The following is a 21,643-nucleotide window of genomic DNA, read 5'->3' on the forward strand; positions in this document are numbered from 1 at the left end:
GAGACGTATGACGGCACGACCCGCCAACGCCCACCAGGCGCGGCTGCTGCGGCTGCTGCGCGACGGCGGGCCCAACTCCCGGGCGCAGCTGGGCGATCAGGTCGACCTCTCCCGGTCGAAACTGGCCGTCGAGGTGGAGCGGCTCCTGGAGACCGGTCTCGTCGTGGCCGACGGCCTCGCCGCCTCGCGCGGCGGCCGCCGCTCCCACAACATCCGGCTCGCGCCCCGGCTCCGCTTCCTCGGCGTGGACATCGGCGCCACCTCGGTGGACGTCGCCGTCACCAACGCGGAGCTGGAGGTCCTGGGCCACCTCAACCAGCCCATGGACGTACGCGAAGGGCCGGTCGCCGTCTTCGAGCAAGTCCTGGCGATGGCGGCCAAGTTGAGGTTGTCCGGGCTCGCCGAGGGGTTCGACGGGGCCGGGATCGGCGTCCCCGGACCCGTCCGCTTCCCCGAAGGCGTCCCGGTCGCCCCGCCGATCATGCCGGGCTGGGACGGCTTCCCGGTCCGCGAGGCGCTCAGCCAGGAACTCGGCTGCCCGGTCATGGTCGACAACGACGTGAACCTGATGGCGATGGGGGAGCAGCACGCGGGCGTGGCACGCTCGGTGGGCGACTTCCTCTGCGTCAAGATCGGCACGGGCATCGGCTGCGGCATCGTCGTCGGCGGCGAGGTCTACCGGGGCACCACCGGCAGCGCCGGCGACATCGGCCACATCCAGGTGGAACCCGACGGCCGCGCCTGCGCCTGCGGCAACAAGGGCTGCCTGGAAGCCCACTTCAGCGGGGCCGCCCTGGCCCGCGACGCCGAGGCCGCCGCGCACTCCGGGCGCTCCGCCGAGCTCGCCGCCCGGCTCGCGGCGGCGGGCCGCCTCACCGCGGCCGACGTGGCGGTGGCCGCGTCCGCCGGGGACGCCACCTCCCTGGAGCTGATCCGCGCGGGCGGCGACCGCGTCGGCCAGGTCATCGCCGGTCTGGTCTCCTTCTTCAACCCCGGCCTCGTGGTGATCGGCGGCGGGGTGACCGGCCTCGGCCACACCCTCCTCGCCAGCGTCCGCACCCAGGTCTATCGCCAGTCCCTGCCGCTCGCGACCGGCAACCTCCCCATCGTCCTCGGCGAGTTGGGACCGGTCGCCGGTGTCACCGGCGCGGCCCGGCTCATCAGCGACCACCTGTTCTCGCCGGCCTGATCCCCACCCCTTCCCACCGCCGGTCCCGCACGTCGTTCTGCCCTGCCCTGCCCTGATTTCCGAGGGGAACCACCATGGCACCAGCGCACGACGCACCACCCGCCCCGCCCCCGCCCCTGCTCACCATGTCCGGCATCACCAAGTCTTTCCCCGGCGTGCGCGCCCTCGACGGCGTCGACCTGGAGGTCCTGCCGGGCGAGACCCACTGTCTGCTCGGCCAGAACGGCGCCGGGAAGTCCACCCTCATCAAGGTCCTCGCCGGGGTCCACCAGCCCGACGGCGGCGAGATCGTCTGGCAGGGCGAGCCGGTATCGCTCAAGTCCCCGATCGCCGCGATGCGGCGCGGGATCGCCACCATCTACCAGGAACTCGACCTGGTGGAGGGCCTGTCGGTCGCCGAGAACGTCTTCCTCGGCCACGAGCCGACCACCGCCGGTTTCGTCGTACGCGGCAGAGCCGCCCGCACCGCGACCGCCGCCCTCCTGCGGCGGCTCGGCCATCCGGAGATCCCGCCGGACCGGCTGGTCGGCGCGCTCTCCGCCGCCCAGCGGCAGATCGTCTCCATGGCCCGCGCGCTCTCCCACGACGTCCGTCTGATCGTGATGGACGAGCCGTCCGCCGCGCTCGACCCCGACGAGGTCGACAACCTGTTCCGCATCGTCGCCGACCTCACCTCCGCCGGGGTCGCCGTCGTCTACATCTCGCACCGGCTGGAGGAGATCCGCCGGATCGGCGACCGGGTGACGGTGCTCAAGGACGGGCGCGCGGTCGCCGTCGGCCTCCCGGCGAAGGGGACCCCGACGCGTGACATCGTTGCCATGATGACCGGCCGTACGGTCGAGTACGTCTTCCCGCCCCGGCCCGGGCGCCCGCCCACCGGGAGCTCCGGCACCGCGCCCGTCCTGACGGTCGAAGGGCTGGCCAGGGAGGGCGAGTTCGCGCCCTTCGACCTGGAGGTGCGGCCCGGCGAGATCGTCGGCCTCGCCGGTCTCGTCGGCTCCGGGCGCTCCGAGGTCCTGGAGACCGTGTACGGAGCCCGCCGCCCCGGCGCCGGACGGGTGCTCGTCGACGGGCGGCCCCTGCGGCCCGGCAGCGTACGGGCCGCGGTCCGGGCCGGGATCGGGCTCGCCCCCGAGGAGCGCAAGGCACAGGCGCTGCTGATGCTGGAGTCCGTCACCCGCAACGTCTCCGTCTCCTCGCTCTCCCGCTTCTCGCGCGCGGGCTGGCTGGACCGGCGGGCCGAACGCGCCGCCGCCCGCGAGGCCACCCGCGAGCTGTCGCTGCGCCCCGACGACCCGGACGCCCGGATCCGCACCCTCTCCGGCGGCAACCAGCAAAAAGCGGTGCTCGCCCGCTGGCTGCTGCGCGGCTGCCGGGTGCTGCTGCTCGACGAGCCGACCCGGGGTGTGGACGTCGGCGCACGCGCCGAGCTCTACGCCGTGATCCGCCGGCTCGCCGACGAAGGACTCGCCGTGCTGCTCGTCTCCAGCGAGGTCCCGGAGGTCCTCGGTCTCGCCGACCGGGTGCTCGTGCTGCGCGAGGGGCGCGTGGTGCACCGGGCCCGGGCGGCCGAGCTGGACGAGCACCGCGTACTCGACCTCGTGATGGAAGGGAGCCCGACCCCGTGACCCAGCAGCCCGTATCACCGGCGCAGCAGGCGCCGGTCCCGGCCACGGCATCCGACAAGTCCGCGGAGAGGAGCGGCGGTCGGCGCGGCCTCGGGCTCCTGGCGGACGTGCGCAACCTCTCCCTTCTCGGGGTGCTCGCCGTGCTCGTCGCGGTCGGCGGCATCACCGAGCCCGACACCTTCCTGTCCACCAGCAACCTCCAGCTCGTCCTCACCCAGGCCTCGGTCATCGGCGTCGTCACCGTCGGTATGACCTTCGTGATCACCAGCGGCGGCATCGACCTGTCGGTCGGGGCGATCGTCGCGCTCTCCTCGGTGTGGGCCACCACGCTCGCCACTCAGGAGTACGGCTTCGCGGGCATCCTCTTCACCGCCGTGGTGGTCGGCCTCGGCTGCGGCCTGGTGAACGGGCTGCTCATCGCGTACGGCGGTCTGGTGCCGTTCATCGCGACGCTAGCCATGCTCGCCTCCGCGCGCGGGCTCGCGCTCCAGATCACCGACGGCAGGACGCAGATCGTCACCGTGAAGTCCGTCCTCGACCTGGGCGTCCCCGACTCCTACGTCCTCGGCATCCCACCCCTGGTCCTCGTCTTCGCGGGGGTGACCGTCCTCGGCTGGCTGCTCCTGAACCGTACGACCTTCGGGCGGCGCACGGTCGCGGTGGGCGGGAACGCGGAGGCGGCCAGGCTCGCGGGCATCGACGTCCGCCGCCAGCGGCTCTACCTCTATCTGCTCTCCGGTCTCTGCTGCGGCATCGCCGCCTTCCTCCTCGTCGTCCTCGCCGGGTCCGGTCAGAACACCAACGGCAATCTGTACGAACTCGACGCCATCGCCGCCGCGATCATCGGGGGAACCCTGCTCAGCGGCGGACGCGGCACCATCGTCGGCTCGGTGCTCGGCGTCCTCGTCTTCACCACGATCACCAACATCTTCGCCCTCAACAACCTCCAGAGCGACGTCCAGCAGATCGCCAAGGGCGCGATCATCGTCGCCGCCGTCCTCGTCCAGCGCCGCACCGCTGGAGACGGCTGACCGCCCCGCTTGCCCCACCCGTACTGCCTACACAACGCACGGCCGATCGAAGGGGTTCCCTCGCCATGCCAGAAACCAGTCGCAGAGGTCTGCTGCTCGGCTCCGCCGCCGTGTCGGCGGGCGCGCTGCTCACCGCCTGCACCAGCAACGAACCGAAGAAGGCCGAGGAGGCGGACCCGGCGGCGCAGCGGCAGCCCGCCGCCGACGACAGGCCCGGCAAGCCGGTGACCATCGGATTCGCCGGTCCGCAGGCCGATCACGGCTGGCTGAACGCGATCAACCAGAACGCCAAGTCCCGGGCGCGCAAGTACTCCGAGGTGACCCTGGAGATCACCGAGGGCTCCAACGACACCGCCGCGCAGATCGGCCAGGTCCAGACGCTGATCAACAAGAAGGTCGACGTCCTGGTGATCCTGCCGGCCGACGGCAAGGCGCTCACCCAGGTGGGCCTGCAGGCCATGAAGGCGGGCATCCCCGTCATCAACCTGGACCGGATCTTCGCCTCGCCGCAGGCCTACCGCTGCTGGATCGGCGGCGACAACTACGGCATGGGGCTCAACGCCGGGAACTACATCGGCCAACAGCTCAAGGGCAAGTCGAATGCCAAGGTCGTCGAGCTCGCCGGGCTCGACAGCCTGGAGCTGACCAAGCAGCGCAGCCAGGGCTTCGACGACGCCCTCAAGAACTACCCCAACATCAAGAAGGTGGCCCGTCAGGCCGCCGAGTTCACCGTGGAGTCCGGCCAGGCCAAGATGGCCCAACTGCTCCAGGCCCAGCGTCAGCTCGACGCGTTGTGGAACCACGACGACGACCAGGGCGTGGGGGCGCTGCGCGCAATCCAGCAGGCCGGGCGCAAGGACTTCCTGATGGTCGGCGGGGCCGGTGCCAGATCGGCCATGGACGCCATCAAGGCCGACAACAGCGTACTGAAGGCGACCGTCCTGTATCCGCCGACCATGGCGGCCTCCGCGATCGACCTGGCCCGCGCGCTCGGGCAGGCCAAGGGCGTCGGCGGCCTCTCCGAGCTGGAGATCCCCGCCTCGATCACCCTCTACTCGGCCGTCGTGACCAAGGACAACGTCGACCAGTACCTGCCCACGGGGTTCAGCTGAGCGGCGCCCGCCCCGCCGCTCCCACCACAGTCGCCGCACCAGGAGGAGGAACCCGTATGGCACGGACGGAGAGCGAGGCCGCGCTGGAGGAGCTCGGCATCGGCATGGTCGGATACGCCTTCATGGGCGCCGCCCACTCCCAGGGCTGGCGCACCGCGGGGCGCGTCTTCGCCCTGCCGCTGCGCCCGGTGCTCGCCGCCCTCTGCGGCCGGGACGCTTCGGCGGTACGGGCGGCCGCCGACCGGCACGGCTGGGCGGCGGCCGAGACGGACTGGCGGGACCTGGTGGCCCGCGACGACGTCCAGCTGGTCGATGTGTGCACCCCCGGCGACAGCCATGCGGAGATCGCGATCGCAGCCCTGGAGGCGGGCAAGCACGTCCTCTGCGAGAAGCCGCTCGCCAACACGGTGGCGGAGGCGGAGGCCATGGCCGCGGCGGCCCACAAGGCCCGCGAGCGGGGCCAGTTGGCGATGGTCGGCTTCAACTACCGCCGTGTCCCGGCCGTCGCCCAGGCCCGCCGGATGATCGCGCAGGGCCGGCTCGGGGTGCTGCGCCATCTGCGCGTCACCTATCTCCAGGACTGGCTGGTCGACCCGGAGTTCCCGCTCACCTGGCGGCTCAAGCGCGAGCACGCGGGCTCCGGGGCGCTCGGCGACCTGGGGGCGCACATCGTCGACCTCGCCCAGTATCTGGCGGGCGAGCCGCTGGTCGGCGTGTCGGCGTTCACCGAGACCTTCGTACGGGAACGTCCGCTGCTCGCGGGCGTGTCCGGCGGCCTGTCCGGGGCGCGGGGCGCCGGGCGCGGGCCGGTGACGGTGGACGACGCGGCGCTCTTCACCGGCCGCCTCGCCTCCGGGGCGCTGGCGTCCTTCGAGGCCACCCGGATGGCGTCGGGGCGCAAGAACGCGCTGCGGATCGAACTCAACGGTGAGCGCGGCTCGTTGGCGTTCGACCTGGAGCGGCTGAACGAGCTGTCCTTCCACGACCACACCGAACCCGCCGTCTCGGCCGGCTTCCGCCGGATCCTGGTCACCGAACCCGACCACCCCTATCTGGAGGCCTGGTGGCCGCCCGGCCACGCCCTCGGCTATGAGCACACCTTCGTCCACCAGGCACGCGACCTGGTGGCGGCCATCGCCGCCGGGACCGATCCGGAGCCCTCCTTCGAGGACGGGCTCCAGGTGCAGCGGGTGCTGGCCGCGGTGGAGGAGAGCGCCGCCAAGAACGCCGTCTACACGCCCGTACCGGCCCCGCACACCCCGCCGACGACAGCCACACCACCGGACCGGGAGGTTCCCTGATGCCCCGACCGTTCACCCTCTTCACCGGCCAGTGGGCCGACCTCCCCCTGGAGGAGGTGTGCCGGTACGCCCGCGACTTCGGCTACGACGGCCTCGAACTGGCCTGCTGGGGCGACCACTTCGAGGTCGGCAGGGCGCTGGCCGACCCCGGGTATCTGGACTCCCGGCACGCGCTCCTCGACAAGTACGGCCTGCGGTGCTGGGCGATCTCCAACCATCTGGTGGGCCAGGCCGTCTGCGACTCGCCGATCGACGAACGGCACCGGGGCATCCTGCCCGCCCGGATCTGGGGCGACGGCGAGCCCGAGGGCGTACGGCGGCGGGCCGCCCGGGAGATGGCGGACACCGCACGGGCGGCGGCCGCCTTCGGGGTGCGCACGGTCGTCGGATTCACCGGCTCGTCCATCTGGCACCTGGTGGCGATGTTCCCACCGGTTCCGCCGCACATGATCGAGCGGGGCTACGAGGACTTCGCCGAGCGGTGGAACCCGGTGCTCGACGTCTTCGACGCGGAGGGCGTGCGCTTCGCCCACGAGGTCCACCCGAGCGAGATCGCGTACGACTACTGGACCACCCACCGCGCCCTGGAGGCGGTCGGGCACCGGGCGGCCTTCGGGCTGAACTTCGACCCGAGCCACTTCGTCTGGCAGGACCTCGACCCGGTCGGGTTCCTGTGGGACTTCCGCGACCGGATCTACCACGTGGACTGCAAGGAGGCCCGCAAACGGCTCGACGGCCGCAACGGACGGCTCGGCTCGCACCTCCCGTGGGGCGATCCCCGGCGCGGCTGGGACTTCGTCTCGGCCGGGCACGGCGATGTGCCCTGGGAGGACGTCTTCCGGATGCTGCGGTCCATCGGTTACGACGGGCCGGTCTCCGTCGAGTGGGAGGACGCCGGAATGGACCGGCTCACCGGCGCCCCGGAAGCGCTCGCCACGCTGAAGCGGTACGACTTCGATCCGCCCTCGGCGTCCTTCGACGCGGCCTTCGGAGCCGCCGAATAGGACGTCCGCGCAGGTCCGGAGCCCGGCGGCGGGAGGCCGCCGGGCCGGTCCCGGGCGCCCTCGCACGGCTTTGTCCCGCCTCAGGAAGAAGTTCAACTCAACCTCCGCACAAGGGCTTTCCGGGTCGGACGAACGCCGCTAGCGTCCTTGAGGTGTTCAGGACATAGGTGGGTCCCTCGGAGTGACGGCGCACCCCGGGACCCTGGCAATCCGCCCCCGTACGACCGGCCACCGGCCACTACCGGAGGACACACGTGCACAGAAAACGGTCCAGAGCCCGGAAGGCACTCGCACTCCTCACCGGCAGCCTCCTCGCCGCGGCGTCCCTCACGCTCACCGCACCCCGACAAGCGGCCGCCGACCCGGCCCCGAACCCCGCCGCCGAACAGTTCCAGCAGGTCACCCTCGCCAAGGGCGCCGCCGAGACCGGTGAGCCGATGTCGCTCGCGGTGCTCCCCGACCGCAGCGTCCTGCACACTTCGCGGGGCGGCGAGCTGCGCCTCACCGACGCGGCGGGCAACACCCGCCTGGCCGGGACCCTGCCCGTCTACTCGCACGACGAGGAGGGTCTCCAGGGCATCGGCGTCGACCCCGGGTTCAGCACCAACCGGTTCGTCTACCTCTACTACGCGCCGCCGCTGAGCACCCCGTCCGGCGACGCGCCCGACACCGGGACCGCCGCCGACTTCGCCAGGTTCGACGGTGTGAACCGGCTCTCCCGGTTCGTCCTGAAGGCGGACGGCACGCTCGACAACGCCAGCGAGAAGAAGATCCTCGACATCCCCGCCTCGCGCGGCCTGTGCTGCCACGTCGGCGGCGACATCGACTTCGACGCGCAGGGCAACCTGTATCTGTCGACCGGTGACGACACCAACCCGTTCGCCTCCGACGGATACACCCCCATCGACCAGCGGGCCGGCCGCAACCCCGCCTACGACGCCCGGCGCTCGGCCGGGAACACCAACGACCTGCGCGGCAAGCTGCTCCGCATCAAGGTGAACGGCGACGGCAGCTACGCGATCCCGGCCGGGAACCTCTTCGCCCCCGGCGCCGCGAAGACCCGCCCCGAGATCTACGCCATGGGCTTCCGCAACCCCTTCCGCTTCAGCGTCGACAAGGCCACCGGCATCGCCTACGTCGGTGACTACGGCCCGGACGCGGGCGCGGCCGACCCCAAGCGCGGGCCCGGCGGGCAGGTCGAGTTCGCCCGGGTGGACAAGCCCGGCAACTACGGCTGGCCCTTCTGCACCGGCAAGAACGACCCGTACGTCGCCTACGACTTCGCCACCCGCACCTCCGGCGCGGCCTTCGACTGCGCTGCGCCGAAGAACACCTCGCCGTACAACACCGGCCTGGTCGACCTGCCGCCCGCGCAGCCCGCGTGGATCCCGTACGACGGAGGATCCGTGCCCGAGTTCGGCAGCGGCTCCGAGTCGCCCATGGGCGGGCCCGTCTACCACTACGACGCGTCCCTCGACTCGCCCGTCAAGTTCCCCCAGGCCTACGACGGCGAGTTCTTCGCCGGTGAGTTCGGCCGGCGCTGGATCAAGCGCATCCGGCAGGACGCGGGCGGCGCGGTGCGGTCCATCAACCCCGTCCCCTGGACGGGAACCCAGGTGATGGACATGGCCTTCGGCCCCGACGGCGCGCTGTACGTCCTCGACTACGGCACCGCCTGGTTCGGCGGCGACGAGAACTCGGCCCTCTACCGCATCGAGAACGCCACCGCGGGCCACTCCCCGGTCGCCGAGGCCAAGGCGGACCGGACCTCCGGCCAGGCGCCGCTGCGCGTCGCCTTCTCCTCGGCGGGCACCACCGACGCCGACGGCGACGCGCTCACCTACGCGTGGGACTTCGGCGACGGCACCGCGCCCTCGACCGCGGCCAACCCGGCGCACACCTACCGGAAGAACGGCACCTACACCGCGACCGTCACCGCCAAAGACCCGACCGGCCGCACCGGCTCGGCCAGTGTCCATGTGACCGTCGGCAACACCGCGCCCAAGGTGACCCTGCAACTCCCGGGCGACGGACAGCTGTTCGGCTTCGGTGACGAAGTTCCGTTCAAGGTGAGCGTCACCGACCCCGAGGACGGAACCGTCGACTGCGCCAAGGTCCAGGTCCGCTTCGTCCTCGGCCACGACAGCCACGGCCACCCCGTCACCACCGTCAACGGCTGCTCCGGCACCATCAAGACCGCGATCGACGGCGGCCACGACCCCAACGCCAACATCTTCGGGGTGATCGACGCCTCGTACACGGACAACGGGGGCGGCGGCCAGCCCGCGCTCAGCGGTCACGCCCAGGCCCAGCTCCAGCCGCGCCACCGCCAGGCCGAGCACTTCACCGGCTCGTCGGGCATCCGTACGTACGACAAGGCGGCGGCGCACGGCGGCAGGACGGTGGGGGACATCGACAACGGCGACTGGATCTCCTTCAAGCCGTACATCCTCGCCGGCACCACCAAGCTCACCGCCCGTATCTCCTCCGGTGGCGCGGGCGGCTTCCTTGAGGTGCGCGCCGGGTCCGCGACCGGGACGCTCCTGGGCTCGGCGCCGGTGCCGGTGACCGGCGGCTGGGAGACCTTCCAGGACATCGACGTGCCGCTGCGCGGGGCGCCCAGTAAGGCCACCGAGCTGTTCCTGGTCTTCAAGGGCGGCGCCGGAGCGCTCTACGACGTCGACGACTTCGAACTCTCCAGCAGCGCGCCCGACCGGACCGCCAAACGGGTCCTGGTCTTCTCCAGGACCGCGGGCTTCCGCCACGACTCCATCCCGGACGGCATCGCCGCCCTGAAGGAGCTCGGCGCGACCAGCGGCATCACCGTGGACGCGACCGAGGAGGCCGCCCAGTTCACCACCAGCAACCTCGCCCGCTACGACGCCGTCGTCTTCCTGTCCACGACAGGGGATGTGCTCAGCGGCGACCAGCAGAGCGCCTTCGAGAACTACATCGCCACCGGCGGCGGATACATGGGGGTGCACGCGGCGGCCGACACCGAGTACGACTGGGCCTTCTACGGCGGGCTCGTCGGGGCCTACTTCTCCTCGCACCCGCAGATCCAGCCCGCCACCGTACGCGTCGAGGACCACGGGCATCCGGCCACCTCGCACCTCGGTGACGCCTGGGAGCGCACGGACGAGTGGTACAACTACCGCACCAACCCCCGGAGTCAGGCCCGAGTCCTCGCCACCCTGGACGAGACCACCTACCAGGGCGGCACGATGCGGGGCGACCACCCCATCGCCTGGTGCCAGAGCTACCGGGGCGGTCGCGCCTTCTACACCGGCGGTGGCCACACCAAGGAGTCCTACGCCGAAGCCGCCTTCCGCCAGCACCTGCTCGGCGGTCTGCGGTACGCGAGCGGCCAGGTCAAGGCCGACTGCACGCCGAGCACCGGATACCGCCCGCTGTTCAACGGCCACACCTTGGAAGGGTGGAAGCAGGGCGGACCCGGCACCTTCGACGTCGTCGACGGCGAGCTGCGCTCCCAGGGCGGCATGGGACTCCTCCGCTACCAGGCCGAGCAGTTCGGCTCGTACTCCCTGAAGCTGGACTGGAAGCTCACCGGCGACGACAACTCCGGTGTCTTCGTGGGCTTCCCGGACTCCGACGACCCCTGGTCGGCGGTGAACAACGGCTACGAGGTGCAGATCGACGCCACCGACGCCCCCGACCGCACGACGGGCGCGATCTACTCCTTCAAGTCGGCCGACCTGCGGGCCCGTGACCGCGTCCTGCGCCCGCCCGGGCAGTGGAACAGCTACGAGATCCGCGTCCAGGGCGAACGGCTCCAGGTCTTCCTCAACGGAGTGAAGATCAACGACTTCACCAACACCGACCCCGCGCGCAGCCTCAAGGACGGCTACATCGGCCTGCAGAACCACGGCTCCGCCGACCATGCGTCGTTCCGGAACATCCAGCTGAAGAAGCTGCCCCCGGCCTAGGCCGGGCACCGTACGGCGGCGGGCGGGGAGACGCCGGACCCCCGCCCGTCGCCTTCCCTCCCGCGCCAACTCCCGTGATCCGGGTGGCTTCCGCCCCCGCGACACACCCATGACACCACCCCCTCGTCAGCCCGCTCCTCTCATGTCTCCACCATGCACCACGCCACTGACAAAGGAGTTCCCGCCATGAGCCGCACGCCCGGCACGGACCCCGAACTCGCCCACCGGCTCGGCCGCCGCGGCCTCCTCGGCGTGGCCGCGGGAGCCGCCGCGACCGCCCTCGTCGGCGCCGCCGCGCCCACCGCGTCGGCCGCCCCCGCGACGGCCGGACGCGGGCGGCGCCTCCTGCCGCCCGGCCGCCTCGGCATCCAGCTCTACACCCTGCGCGACAAGGTCTCGACCCTCGGCTTCGCCAAGGTCTTCGCCGAGCTGGAGGCGTACGGCTACGACGAGGTCGAGTACGCCGGATACGGGCAGGGCGCGGCCGGCCCGATCACCCTCGCCGGGCTCCGGCGGCTCGCCCGCGACCACGGGCTGCGCGGCATCGGCAGCCACGTCGGCTACTACGACGACGGCGACCCGGGCGCGTACACCTTCGCCCAGAACCTCACCAAGGTCCTCGACGACGCCCAGGAGCTCGGCCTGCCGCACATCGGCACGGCCTCGGGCCCCTTCCGCTACGGCACGACCGTCGACGCGTGGAAGCGGGCGGCCCAGGACTTCAACACATACGGCGCGGCGGCCAGGGCGCGCGGCATGAAGTTCTACCAGCACAACCACGCCGAGGAGTTCTCGTTCGCCACCGACGACCCCAAGGTGCGCCTGTACGACGTGCTGCTCGCCGAGACCGACCCGGCCCTGGTCCACCTGGAGATGGACATCTACTGGGCGTACGTCGCGCAGTACCGTTTCTCCCGGCGCCCGGACGGCACCCCGGCCCCGTTCGACCCGCTCGACTACGTACTGCGCGGGCCCGAGCGGTACCCGCTCTTCCACGTCAAGGACGGCGAGCACGACAGCGCCGCCCGCGACGGCTACCGCATGGTGGACGTCGGGGACGGCGACATCGACTACCGGCGGTTCATCGGCGCGGTCACCAGGACCCGGCACGGCCGCCGCGACCACCACTGGCAGGTGGAGCACGACAGCCCGGCCGACTCCTACTCCACGGCCCGCCGCTCCGGGGGCTATCTGATCGGGCTGCGCGAAGGGCGCCGCTGAGGGCGCCCCTGAGCGGGGCTCGGAGACGACGGGCCGCCTCCGCCGCGCCCCCAACAGGCCCCGGCCTCACGTGATGTCACTCATAATTGACCGTGGGTGCGTATCGCGGCAGGACCCCTTGTCACTAACGTCGCCGTACGGCCGCCCGGTGCGAGGGCGGCCAGCGCCACTTCCTGCCCCGCCCGACCCGAGCGGAGACCCAAAGATGGCACCCACCCTCATCCTCAAGCCCGGCACCGCCTGGGACGACGCCTGGCAGCGCTGCCGGGCGATCGCCCCCGAGGCGTTCCGGGACGACCGCGTCCTCAACCTCTGGGGCGGCCAGTGGCAGCCCGACGGACGCGCCCTGCCGGCCACCAGCCCGGTCGACGGCAGCCCCATCGCGGGCCCGCCGCGGCTCGATGCGCCCGCCGCCCAACAGGCGGTCCGTGCCTCCCTCGACCAGCACCGCGCCTGGCGGCACATCCCGCTGCCCGAGCGCCGCGCCCGCGTCGGAGCCACCCTCGACGCCCTCACCGAACACCGTGAACTCCTCGCCCTGCTCCTCGTCTGGGAGATAGGCAAGCCCTGGCGGCTGGCCCAGGCCGACGTGGACCGGGCGATCGACGGGGTCCGCTGGTACGTGGAGAACATCGACGCGATGCTGGAGGGCCGCACACCCCTCGACGGCCCCGTCTCCAACATCGCGAGCTGGAACTATCCGATGAGCGTGCTCGTTCACGCAATGCTGGTACAGGCACTGGCGGGCAACGCGGTCATCGCCAAGACCCCGACCGACGGCGGCCTTTCCTGCCTCACCCTGGCCAGTGCGCTGGCCGCGCGCGAGGGCATCCCCGTCACCCTCGTCAGCGGCAGCGGCGGCGAGCTCTCCGAGGCCCTGGTGCGCTCGCCGGAGATCGGCTGTGTGTCGTTCGTCGGCGGCCGCGACACCGGCGCGCGCATCGCCACGGCCGTCACCGACATCGGCAAGCGGCACATCCTCGAACAGGAAGGACTCAACACCTGGGGAATCTGGAACTACACGGACTGGGACGCGCTGTCCGCCGCCGTCCCGAAGCTGTACGACTACGGCAAGCAGCGGTGCACCGCGTATCCGAGGTTCGTCGTGCAGCGCGCGCTCTTCGACCGGTTCCTCGCCGCGTACCTCCCGGCGGTCCACACGGTCCGCACGGGTCACCCCCTCGCGGTCGAGCACCCCGAAGACGCCCTGCCCGAGCTGGACTTCGGGCCGCTCATCAACGCGGCGAAGGCGAAGGAGCTGGGCGACCAGGTCGCCGAGGCGATCGACCGGGGCGCCGTCCCACTGCACCGGGGCAGCCTCGCCGACGGCCGCTTCCTGTCGGGCCAGGACACCAGCGCGTATCTGCCGCCGGTGACCCTGCTCAACCCGCCGTCGTCCTCACCGCTGTTCCACGCGGAGCCGTTCGGCCCGGTCGACACCATCGTCCTGGTCGACACCGAGGCGGAGCTCCTGGCCGCCATGAACGCCTCGAACGGGGCGCTGGTCGCCAGCCTGTCGACCGACGACCCGGAGACGTACGCGCGCCTGGCGCCGCAGATCCGGGCGTTCAAGGTCGGCCGGGGCAAGCCGCGTTCGCGCGGTGACCGCGAGGAGCTCTTCGGCGGCTTCGGCGCCTCGTGGCGCGGCGCCTTCGTCGGCGGCGAGCTGCTCGTACGGGCGGTGACCGAGGGCCCGGCGGGGGAGCGGCTGCCGGGGAACTTCCCGGAGTCGTACGCGTAGGAGGCGCCGGTCTCCCGAGTACGCGGACGCTGCCGGACACGAACGGCTGCCCGGGGTCGGAGCGCTGCCCCGACCCCGGGCAGCCGGAGCGGTGGCGCGCCCGAACGAGCCCGAACGAGTACGGGGTACCGACGGCTACGCGTCGCGCTTTCGCAGGGCGGCGAGGGCGCGGTCGGCGTGGACGCTCATACGGATCTCGCTCTTGACGATCTCCAGCACCCGGAGGTCGGTGTCGATGACGAACGTGACGCGCTTGGTCGGGGCGATGCTGAACCCGCGCTTGACGCCGAACTGCTCCCGTACCGCGCCGTCGGCGTCCGAGAGGAGCGGATAGCCGAAGGAGTGCTTCTCCGCGAACTCCGCCTGCCGCTCCACCGCGTCGGCGCTGATGCCGACCGGCTGGGCTCCGAGCGCCCGGAACTCTCCGGCGATGTCGCGGAAGTGGCACGCCTCGGCGGTGCAGCCGGGGGTGAAGGCCGCCGGGTAGAAGAAGAGCACCACCGGGCCCTCGGCCACCAGCTCGGAGAGGGTGCGCAGGGTGCCGGTCTCGTCGGGGAGCTTGAAGTCGTCGACCGTGTCGCCAATTCTCATGGGCGCAGTCAACCACTGGTGGCGGGGTGGCCGACGGGGAGGGCGGGCCCGGGGCAGGCGGGGCTAGCCGATCCCCTGCCGGTCCGCCTCCAGCGCGAACACCCGCTCGGCCGCCTCCGGAACGTCTCGCTCCACGGCATGGACGAGCAGGGCCCGGTGCCGCAGGAGGGGCGGGCGCCGCCGCTCGGGAGCCAGCCGCAGCAGTTCGTCCAGGGCCGCCACGATCCGCCGGGTGACCTGCGGGCTGCCGACGGCGTACGTACGGATCTCGGTGAAGCCGAGGTCGACGAGGTTCTCCCAGGAGGGGATGGGCTGCACCAGCCGTACGGCACCCTGGCGGTCACGGTGTCCCACGGCGCCGAGCGGCCGGTGGGCGAGCTCGGCGAGCAGCTGCACGATCCGGTCGAGGCACTGCACGGCCGTCGTCGGATCGTTCACGGCGGGGGAGAGGGCCCGCAGCGCGATGTCGCAGAGCTGCCGCAGCCCGAACCCGAGGTCCTGGTGGAACGTGCGCTCCACTCCCACCGACACGGTGTACCCGAGCGCCCCGCGCGACGGCGCCCGCCCGCCGAGCACCGCGAGCACGGGAGTGCCCGGCACCACGAAGTCCCCGATCCTGGGGATCAGCCGCAGGACGACGCCCTGGCGCCGGGCCGCGCGCACGAGCCGCGCGATGTTGACGTCCCGCAGCACGCCGGCCCGCCCGCTGTGCCCCACCTGCCCGCTCTCCACCGGCAGCGGCTCGTCGCCCATCTCCCCCCGAGGCATCTTGTGCACCACCTGGAACGCCTCGGCGGTGATCCGGTCGACGACGTGCCCGACGCGCATCAGCCGCAGCGTGGTGTTCACGTAGGCGATGAAGAGCAGCAGACTCAGCGCGACCATGGCGATCGTGAGCAGACTCTGCGCGATGGGCACGCTGTCCACGAGCCTGGGATCGGTCTCCCCGCTGTACGAGGTGAGGACGAGCAGCGACAGCGCGAAGGTCGACAGGAAGACGGCGAGGGTCAGCTTGGTGATCCGCGACCGTACGAAGATCCGCACCACACGCGGAGTGAACTGTCCGCTCGCCATCTGCACGGCGACCAGCGAGATGCTGAAGACGACACCGATGAAGGTCATCATCGCCGAGCTGACGGTGGTGATCACGGTCTTCAGGTCGTCGACGATCCCGATCAGATCGCCGACCGCCTCGTACTCCCGCTGCCGCTGGAGCTCCTCGACGATCGCCGTGTCCAGCCAGTACGCCAGCAGCCACAGCACGCACACCAGCGCCAGCGCCGCGCTCGGCGCGAACCAGAAGGTGTCCCGCAGATGCTCCCGCAGCGGCGACAGCATCCGCGGCCGCCGATATCGCTCCCCGTTGCCCACGCCCCGAGGCTAGGCCCGCACCCCGCGCCACCCCCCGCCCCACGCCCGGCGAGCCCGTCGCGATACCCGCATGGTCGCGCGATCCGCCGCACGCCGCGCCCGCGCGATTCACGCTGCGTGTGCGCACGGCCACCCTTCGCCCCCGCTTCGCCGATCAATGGCCGAGGCACCCCAAACCTCACCCATGCCAAGGCCCGGCGATCCCCTGACCACGCAATATGCGGGTGAACACCACCTCGAACCCCTGGTAGAGTTATCTCTGTCGCCGCGGGGAACAAACCCGCGAGACAGACACCTTGTCCGGGTGGCGGAATGGCAGACGCGCTAGCTTGAGGTGCTAGTGCCCTTTATCGGGCGTGGGGGTTCAAGTCCCCCCTCGGACACCAGCGAAAACCCCAGTTGATCTGGGGTTTTCTGCGTTTTCGGGGGCAGTGTGCGAGCCGCTCGATGTCCCTCGCGACTCTCGCTATAGCCGGATGCGATACACACGGTCCATGTCCGTAGTCAGTGTCTTCCTGACCCGTCTTGATGTGAAGGACGCCGTGGTCGCCCTGCTGGCGTCGCCCGCCGGAAGGCAGGGGGCGGCCGTCGAGTCCACGGTGAAGGCCGAATTCAGTGGCAGACCGGTCAAGGCCACCCTGGAACGCGTTCATCGGTACGTCGACGAGCAGCTCGCCGACGCCGGGACGTGGGGCGTGGACGAGCAGTCCGTACGGGATGAACTGGTCGAGCTTCTTGCCGCGCACCCCGGCGCGGGCGAGGGGAGGCCGCCCCTCGAAGAGGCCGATCCGGATGCCGACCGGGACGTGGCCCATCAGATCATCGCCGCCCTTGCCCAGGCGTACCCGCTGCCACGGGAGCTGTGGGCCGCGCTGCCCGTCGCGGAGTGAGCGAAGAAGGGGCTTAGGGGGACTCGGGGGGCGAGGGAGGGGCGAGGGAACAGACCGATGTGCCTGGTTCCGGTTGGGTGAATAGCCACGTTAATTCAGCATCTGCGGCCTTTGTGGCCTGGTTGAGTTGCGACGTGCGGCTGGCAAAATGAACCGCTCGGTAGGTATTCTTAGGCGTTCCAAAGTGAGCCGCCGTTGTTACGTCTCCGCCAGTCACCGCCGTCACCCCCACCCCACCGAACACCTCGCAGGGGAGCAGCACTTGAACACCACAGCCGCAGCCACGGCCACCGCCACCGCCATGTCCGAGCCCACCTGGGAACTCGTCGCGCGCGAAGTCCCTCTCGTCGGCTGACTCGCGGGCGTCCGCCGGGCGAATCCGAGGCGTTCGGCGGACGCCGTAGCCGACCCCGTTCGGAACACACCGTCACCGCGTGGCCCGGCTCACTCAAGTCGCGGCCGGGTAAGGGCTGTTGGCCCGGGTGCTGGGATGTCTACCCTGTTACAGGCCTTGAGGGATGGAACGCCTGAGGGGGAGACGCATGAGCACAGATATCAGGAGCGGCACCGACGACGCAGCGCGGCCGGCCGAGCCGGCGAAGGGTGAGAAGTTCGCCGACTGGGCGGACGGGCGTCTGGGGATCTACTCGATCGCCAGGACCCAGATGCGCAAGATCTTCCCGGACCACTGGTCCTACATGTTCGGCGAGATCTGCCTCTACAGCTTTCTCGTCCTCATTCTCACCGGTATCTATCTGACGCTCTTCTTCGAGCCGAGCGGTGTGGAGGTCGTCTACCACGGCTCGTACACCCCGCTGAGCGGCGTCCGGATGACCAGGGCCTACGAGTCCACCATCGACCTCAGCTTCGATGTGCGCGGCGGGCTGCTGATCCGTCAGGTCCACCACTGGGCCGCGCTGGTCTTCTGCGCCGGGCTCCTTGTGCACATGATGCGGGTGTTCTTCACCGGGGCCTACCGCAAGCCGCGCGAGCTGAACTGGCTGTTCGGCTGGACCATCCTGTTCACGGCCCTCATCACCGGTCTCACCGGCTACTCGCTCCCGGACGACCTGCTCTCCGGCACCGGCATCCGGTTCGCCGACGGCGCCATCCTGTCGATCCCGGTGATCGGTACGTACATCTCCTTCTTCCTCTTCGGCGGAGAGTTCCCCGGGCACGACATCATTCCGCGGCTCTACTCGGCGCACGTGCTGCTGCTGCCGGGCCTCATCCTGGGGCTGGTCGTCACCCATCTGATCCTGGTCTTCTACCACAAACACACCCAATTCGCCGGGCCCGGCCGGACCGAGAAGAACGTCGTGGGTGCGCCTCTGATGCCCATCTACACCGCCAAGGCGGGCGGGTTCTTCTTCCTGGTCTTCGGGCTGCTGACGATCATGGGTGCGGTGGCGACCATCAACCCCGTGTGGGCGATGGGGCCCTACCGGCCCGACCTCGTCTCGACCGGCGCCCAACCCGACTGGTACCTGGGCTTCTCGGAGGGTCTGATCCGGGTGATGCCCGGCTGGGAGATCAACGCCTGGGGCCATACGCTCGCCCTCGGCGTCCTCATCCCCTTCATGCTCTTCCCGGTGCTGCTCGCCGCGATCGGTGCCTATCCGTTCATCGAGGCGTGGATCACCGGGGACAAGCGCGAGCACCACATCGCGGACCGGCCGCGCAACCACCCCGTCCGCACCGGCCTCGGTACGGCCTGGCTGGCCATGTACTTCGTGTGTCTGGTCGGCGGTGGCAACGACCTGTGGGCCACCCACTTCCATCTCTCGATCAACTCGATCACCTGGTTCGTAAGGATCGGCTTCTTCGCCGGACCGGTGCTCACCTTCATCGTCACCAAGCGCATCTGCCTGGGACTCCAGCTCCGTGACCGGGACAAGGCGCTGCACGGCCGGGAGAGCGGCATTATCAAGCGGCTGCCGCATGGCGAGTATGTGGAGGTGCACGAGCCGCTCGACCAGGGCCAGCTCTACAAGCTCACCCAGCACGAGCAGCCCGCACCCTTCGAACTGGGCCCGGAGGTCGACGAGAACGGCGTACCGCGCAAGGTCACCCGCTCCCAGAGGCTGCGCGCCAAGCTCGCCAAGTCCCTGTACGGGCCGGGCTCGCACGTCCCCAAGGCCACCGTCGAGGAGTACAAGCAGATCCAGAGCTCGAGCCACGGCCACGAGCAGGAAGAGGGGCAGGAGCAGGCGCGTCAGTCGCACTAGGGCAGTACGTAAGGATTGCGGGCCCCGCCGGGCGGATTCCGGCGGGGCCCTGTTCGTCTTCCGTACTGCCGCGAGACACGGATACGCCACTGGGTCTTCCGTATTCACCGCTGTTCTTGGAACACTCCAGTCGCTTCTGTCCCCACACCCTTACAGAGGTCACCTCACTCATGGCTGAACTCAATCGGCGCCGGTTCATGCAGCTCGCCGGCGGCACCGCGGCCCTCACCATGCTGTCCGACAGCATCGCCCGCGCCGCCGCCATCCCGGCGCAGGGCAGCACCGGCAGCATCCAGGACGTCGAGCACGTCGTCGTCCTGATGCAGGAGAACCGTTCCTTCGACCACTACTTCGGCTCGCTCAAGGGCGTGCGCGGCTTCGGTGACCCGCGCCCCGTCACGCTCCCCAGCGGCAAGTCGGTCTGGCATCAGGAGAGCGGCGGCAAGGAGGTGCTGCCGTTCCGGCCCAAGGCGGACAACCTCGGTCTCCAGTTCATCCAGGACCTCAACCACGACTGGGCCGGCGGCCACAAGGCGTTCAACAACGGCAAGTACGACCAGTGGGTGCCCGCCAAGACGTCCACCACGATGGCGTACCTCACCCGTGAGGACATCCCGTTCCACTACGCGCTGGCCGACGCCTTCACCATCTGCGACGCGTACCACTGCTCGTTCATCGGCTCCACCGACCCGAACCGCTACTACATGTGGACCGGGTACACCGGCAACGACGGCACCGGCGGCGGGCCCGTTCTCGGCAACGACGAGAAGGGGTACGGCTGGACGACCTACCCCGAGCGGCTGGAGAAGGCCGGGGTGTCCTGGAAGATCTACCAGGACGTCGGCGACGGCCTGGACGCGGCCGGCGGCTGGGGCTGGATCAACGACGCCTACCGCGGCAACTACGGCGACAACTCGCTGCTGTACTTCAACACCTACCGCAACGCCAAGCCGGGCGACCCGCTCTACGACAAGGCGCGCACGGGCACCAACGCCAAGGCGGGCGAGGGCTTCTTCGACATTCTCAAGGCCGACGTGAAGGCCGGGAAGCTGCCGCAGGTGTCCTGGATCGCCGCACCCGAGGCGTTCACCGAGCACCCCAACTGGCCCGCGAACTACGGCGCCTGGTACATCTCCCAGGTGCTCGACGCGCTGACCTCCAACCCCGATGTGTGGGCGAAGACCGCGCTGTTCATCACGTACGACGAGAACGACGGCTTCTTCGACCACATCGTGCCGCCGTTCCCGCCCTCCTCGGCCAACCAGGGCCTGTCCACGGTCTCGACCTCGGCCGACTACTACGCCGGTGACATCAGCCACGGCGCCGGTGCCTACGGGCTCGGCCAGCGCGTCCCGATGCTCGTCGTGTCGCCCTGGTCCACCGGCGGCTACAGCTGCTCCGAGACCTTCGACCACACCTCGATCATCCGCTTCATGGAGCGCCGGTTCGGTGTTCAGGAACCCAACATCTCGCCCTGGCGGCGGGCCATCTGCGGCGACCTGACCTCGGCGTTCGACTTCGGCAAGTCGAACACCACGCCCGCCGCGCTGCCCTCCACGGCGGCCTATGTGCCGCCGGACCACAACCGGCACCCGGACTTCGTGCCGGTGCCGCCCACGACCGGCAGCGTGCCCAAGCAGGAGCGGGGCTCGCGCCTCACCCGGCCGCTGCGGTACGCGCCGTACGTGGACGGCTCGGCGAACGTGTCCACCGGCAAGTTCACGCTGACCTTCGGCGCCGGCGCCTCGGCGGGCGCCCAGTTCTTCGTGACCTCCCCGAACCGCACCGACGGGCCGTGGACCTACACGACCGAGGCGGGCAAGACGCTCTCCGACACGTGGAACACCGCGTACTCCAAGGGCACCACCGACCTCACGGTCTTCGGCCCCAACGGGTTCCTGCGCACCTTCCGCAACCCCGGCAAGACCGCGGGTCCCGAGGTGACCGCCCGGCACAACGCGGCCACCGGCAACCTCGACCTGACCCTGACCAACGCGGGCACGTCGAGCGCGCGCCTCACGGTCACCAACGGGTACGGCGGCGCGTCCCAGGCGCTCACGGTCCAGCCGGGCGCCACCGTCAAGTACACGGTCGACCTGACGGCGAGCAAGCGCTGGTACGACGTGTCGGTGGTCTCCAGCGGCAGCTCCACGTTCCTGCGCCGGTTCGCCGGACACGTGGAGACCGGCACGGTCGGCGTCAGCGACCCGGCGATCCTCACCGCCTGACCGTTCCGCGTCCGTGGCCGGGCCGTCCCCCTGGGGGCGGCCCGGTCCGCGTGTACGGGGTCCGCGGGAGCCGTGTGGCCGGTGCGTTCCATGGGGCCCGACCGCTGCCGAGCGAGCGGTCGGATCGGGCCAAATCGTATGACTCCGGCAGGTCGGCAGCG

Annotated in this window: 14 protein-coding genes and 1 tRNA gene; 13 read left to right on the forward strand and 2 right to left on the reverse strand. The window is 70.8% G+C overall.

From position 1 onward, the window contains the following. Window positions 1–7 precede the first annotated feature (7 nt). The 9 genes from OG965_RS32495 (at window position 8) to OG965_RS32535 (ending at window position 14,174) form a co-directional block, all read left to right on the forward strand. A complete protein-coding gene (locus tag OG965_RS32495; RefSeq protein ID WP_371657119.1) occupies window positions 8–1,189 on the forward strand; it encodes an ROK family protein in 1,182 nt (393 codons plus the stop codon). Between the two features lie 74 nt (window positions 1,190–1,263). Continuing rightward, window positions 1,264–2,817 (forward strand): sugar ABC transporter ATP-binding protein, encoded by a 1,554-nt coding sequence (locus tag OG965_RS32500; protein ID WP_371655619.1) that lies wholly within the window; start codon window positions 1,264–1,266, stop codon window positions 2,815–2,817. After that, complete coding sequence (locus tag OG965_RS32505) at window positions 2,814–3,848, forward strand: ABC transporter permease (protein WP_371655620.1); 1,035 nt, start codon at window positions 2,814–2,816, stop codon at window positions 3,846–3,848. The genes OG965_RS32500 and OG965_RS32505 overlap by 4 nt, the downstream gene beginning before the upstream one ends. Before the next feature lie 65 nt (window positions 3,849–3,913). Beyond that, window positions 3,914–4,960 carry a substrate-binding domain-containing protein gene (locus OG965_RS32510; RefSeq protein WP_371655621.1) on the forward strand — a complete coding sequence of 349 codons (1,047 nt, stop codon included), beginning with the start codon at window positions 3,914–3,916 and terminating at the stop codon, window positions 4,958–4,960. 56 nt (window positions 4,961–5,016) lie between these two features. Then, entirely contained in the window at window positions 5,017–6,261 is a 1,245-nt protein-coding gene (locus tag OG965_RS32515) for a Gfo/Idh/MocA family protein (protein WP_371655622.1), read from the forward strand. Beyond that, on the forward strand, window positions 6,261–7,265 hold the full coding sequence (locus OG965_RS32520) for a sugar phosphate isomerase/epimerase family protein (protein ID WP_371655623.1): 1,005 nt from the start codon (window positions 6,261–6,263) through the stop codon (window positions 7,263–7,265). The genes OG965_RS32515 and OG965_RS32520 overlap by 1 nt, the downstream gene beginning before the upstream one ends. Before the next feature lie 254 nt (window positions 7,266–7,519). Further along, window positions 7,520–11,212: a ThuA domain-containing protein gene (locus OG965_RS32525; protein ID WP_371655624.1), complete on the forward strand. Its 3,693-nt coding sequence runs from the start codon at window positions 7,520–7,522 to the stop codon at window positions 11,210–11,212. A gap of 186 nt (window positions 11,213–11,398) precedes the next feature. Then, the gene (locus OG965_RS32530; protein ID WP_371655625.1) at window positions 11,399–12,433 is read left to right on the forward strand and encodes a sugar phosphate isomerase/epimerase family protein; all 1,035 of its coding nucleotides are present in this window, start codon (window positions 11,399–11,401) and stop codon (window positions 12,431–12,433) included. A gap of 205 nt (window positions 12,434–12,638) precedes the next feature. Next, a complete protein-coding gene (locus OG965_RS32535; protein ID WP_371655626.1) occupies window positions 12,639–14,174 on the forward strand; it encodes an aldehyde dehydrogenase family protein in 1,536 nt (511 codons plus the stop codon). A gap of 135 nt (window positions 14,175–14,309) precedes the next feature. On the opposite strand, the gene OG965_RS32540 is transcribed toward OG965_RS32535, so the two are convergent. Together OG965_RS32540 and OG965_RS32545 are read right to left on the reverse strand one after the other, a co-directional pair. Then, window positions 14,310–14,765, reverse strand: a complete 456-nt coding sequence (locus tag OG965_RS32540) for a peroxiredoxin (protein ID WP_371655627.1) — start codon at window positions 14,763–14,765, stop codon at window positions 14,310–14,312. Window positions 14,766–14,828: 63 nt separating this feature from the next. After that, entirely contained in the window at window positions 14,829–16,103 is a 1,275-nt protein-coding gene (locus tag OG965_RS32545; protein WP_371657120.1) for a DUF2254 domain-containing protein, read from the reverse strand. 331 nt (window positions 16,104–16,434) lie between these two features. Between OG965_RS32545 and OG965_RS32550 the strand changes: the two genes are divergently transcribed. From OG965_RS32550 to OG965_RS32565, 4 genes are all read left to right on the forward strand, one after another. Further along, window positions 16,435–16,522, forward strand: a tRNA-Leu gene (locus OG965_RS32550). A 108-nt stretch (window positions 16,523–16,630) separates the two neighbouring features. Next, entirely contained in the window at window positions 16,631–17,026 is a 396-nt protein-coding gene (locus tag OG965_RS32555; RefSeq protein ID WP_371655628.1) for a hypothetical protein, read from the forward strand. A 542-nt stretch (window positions 17,027–17,568) separates the two neighbouring features. Beyond that, complete coding sequence (locus tag OG965_RS32560; protein WP_371655629.1) at window positions 17,569–19,254, forward strand: cytochrome bc complex cytochrome b subunit; 1,686 nt, start codon at window positions 17,569–17,571, stop codon at window positions 19,252–19,254. A 170-nt stretch (window positions 19,255–19,424) separates the two neighbouring features. Then, window positions 19,425–21,482: a phosphocholine-specific phospholipase C gene (locus OG965_RS32565; protein WP_371655630.1), complete on the forward strand. Its 2,058-nt coding sequence runs from the start codon at window positions 19,425–19,427 to the stop codon at window positions 21,480–21,482. The last annotated feature ends 161 nt before the right edge of the window (window positions 21,483–21,643 follow it).

Origin of the sequence: Streptomyces sp. NBC_00224, from assembly GCF_041435195.1 — a bacterium.
In the GTDB taxonomy this organism is placed as follows: domain Bacteria; phylum Actinomycetota; class Actinomycetes; order Streptomycetales; family Streptomycetaceae; genus Streptomyces.

Coding starts and splice junctions, on each gene's coding strand:
- OG965_RS32520 (WP_371655623.1), top strand. CDS start 6,261: ATGCCCCGACCGTTCACCCTCTTCACCGGCCAGTGGGCCGACCTCCCC.
- OG965_RS32535 (WP_371655626.1), top strand. CDS start 12,639: ATGGCACCCACCCTCATCCTCAAGCCCGGCACCGCCTGGGACGACGCC.
- OG965_RS32545 (WP_371657120.1), bottom strand. CDS start 16,103: ATGCTGTCGCCGCTGCGGGAGCATCTGCGGGACACCTTCTGGTTCGCG.
- OG965_RS32510 (WP_371655621.1), top strand. CDS start 3,914: ATGCCAGAAACCAGTCGCAGAGGTCTGCTGCTCGGCTCCGCCGCCGTG.
- OG965_RS32555 (WP_371655628.1), top strand. CDS start 16,631: ATGTCCGTAGTCAGTGTCTTCCTGACCCGTCTTGATGTGAAGGACGCC.
- OG965_RS32530 (WP_371655625.1), top strand. CDS start 11,399: ATGAGCCGCACGCCCGGCACGGACCCCGAACTCGCCCACCGGCTCGGC.
- OG965_RS32540 (WP_371655627.1), bottom strand. CDS start 14,765: ATGAGAATTGGCGACACGGTCGACGACTTCAAGCTCCCCGACGAGACC.
- OG965_RS32565 (WP_371655630.1), top strand. CDS start 19,425: ATGGCTGAACTCAATCGGCGCCGGTTCATGCAGCTCGCCGGCGGCACC.
- OG965_RS32560 (WP_371655629.1), top strand. CDS start 17,569: ATGAGCACAGATATCAGGAGCGGCACCGACGACGCAGCGCGGCCGGCC.
- OG965_RS32500 (WP_371655619.1), top strand. CDS start 1,264: ATGGCACCAGCGCACGACGCACCACCCGCCCCGCCCCCGCCCCTGCTC.
- OG965_RS32495 (WP_371657119.1), top strand. CDS start 8: ATGACGGCACGACCCGCCAACGCCCACCAGGCGCGGCTGCTGCGGCTG.
- OG965_RS32515 (WP_371655622.1), top strand. CDS start 5,017: ATGGCACGGACGGAGAGCGAGGCCGCGCTGGAGGAGCTCGGCATCGGC.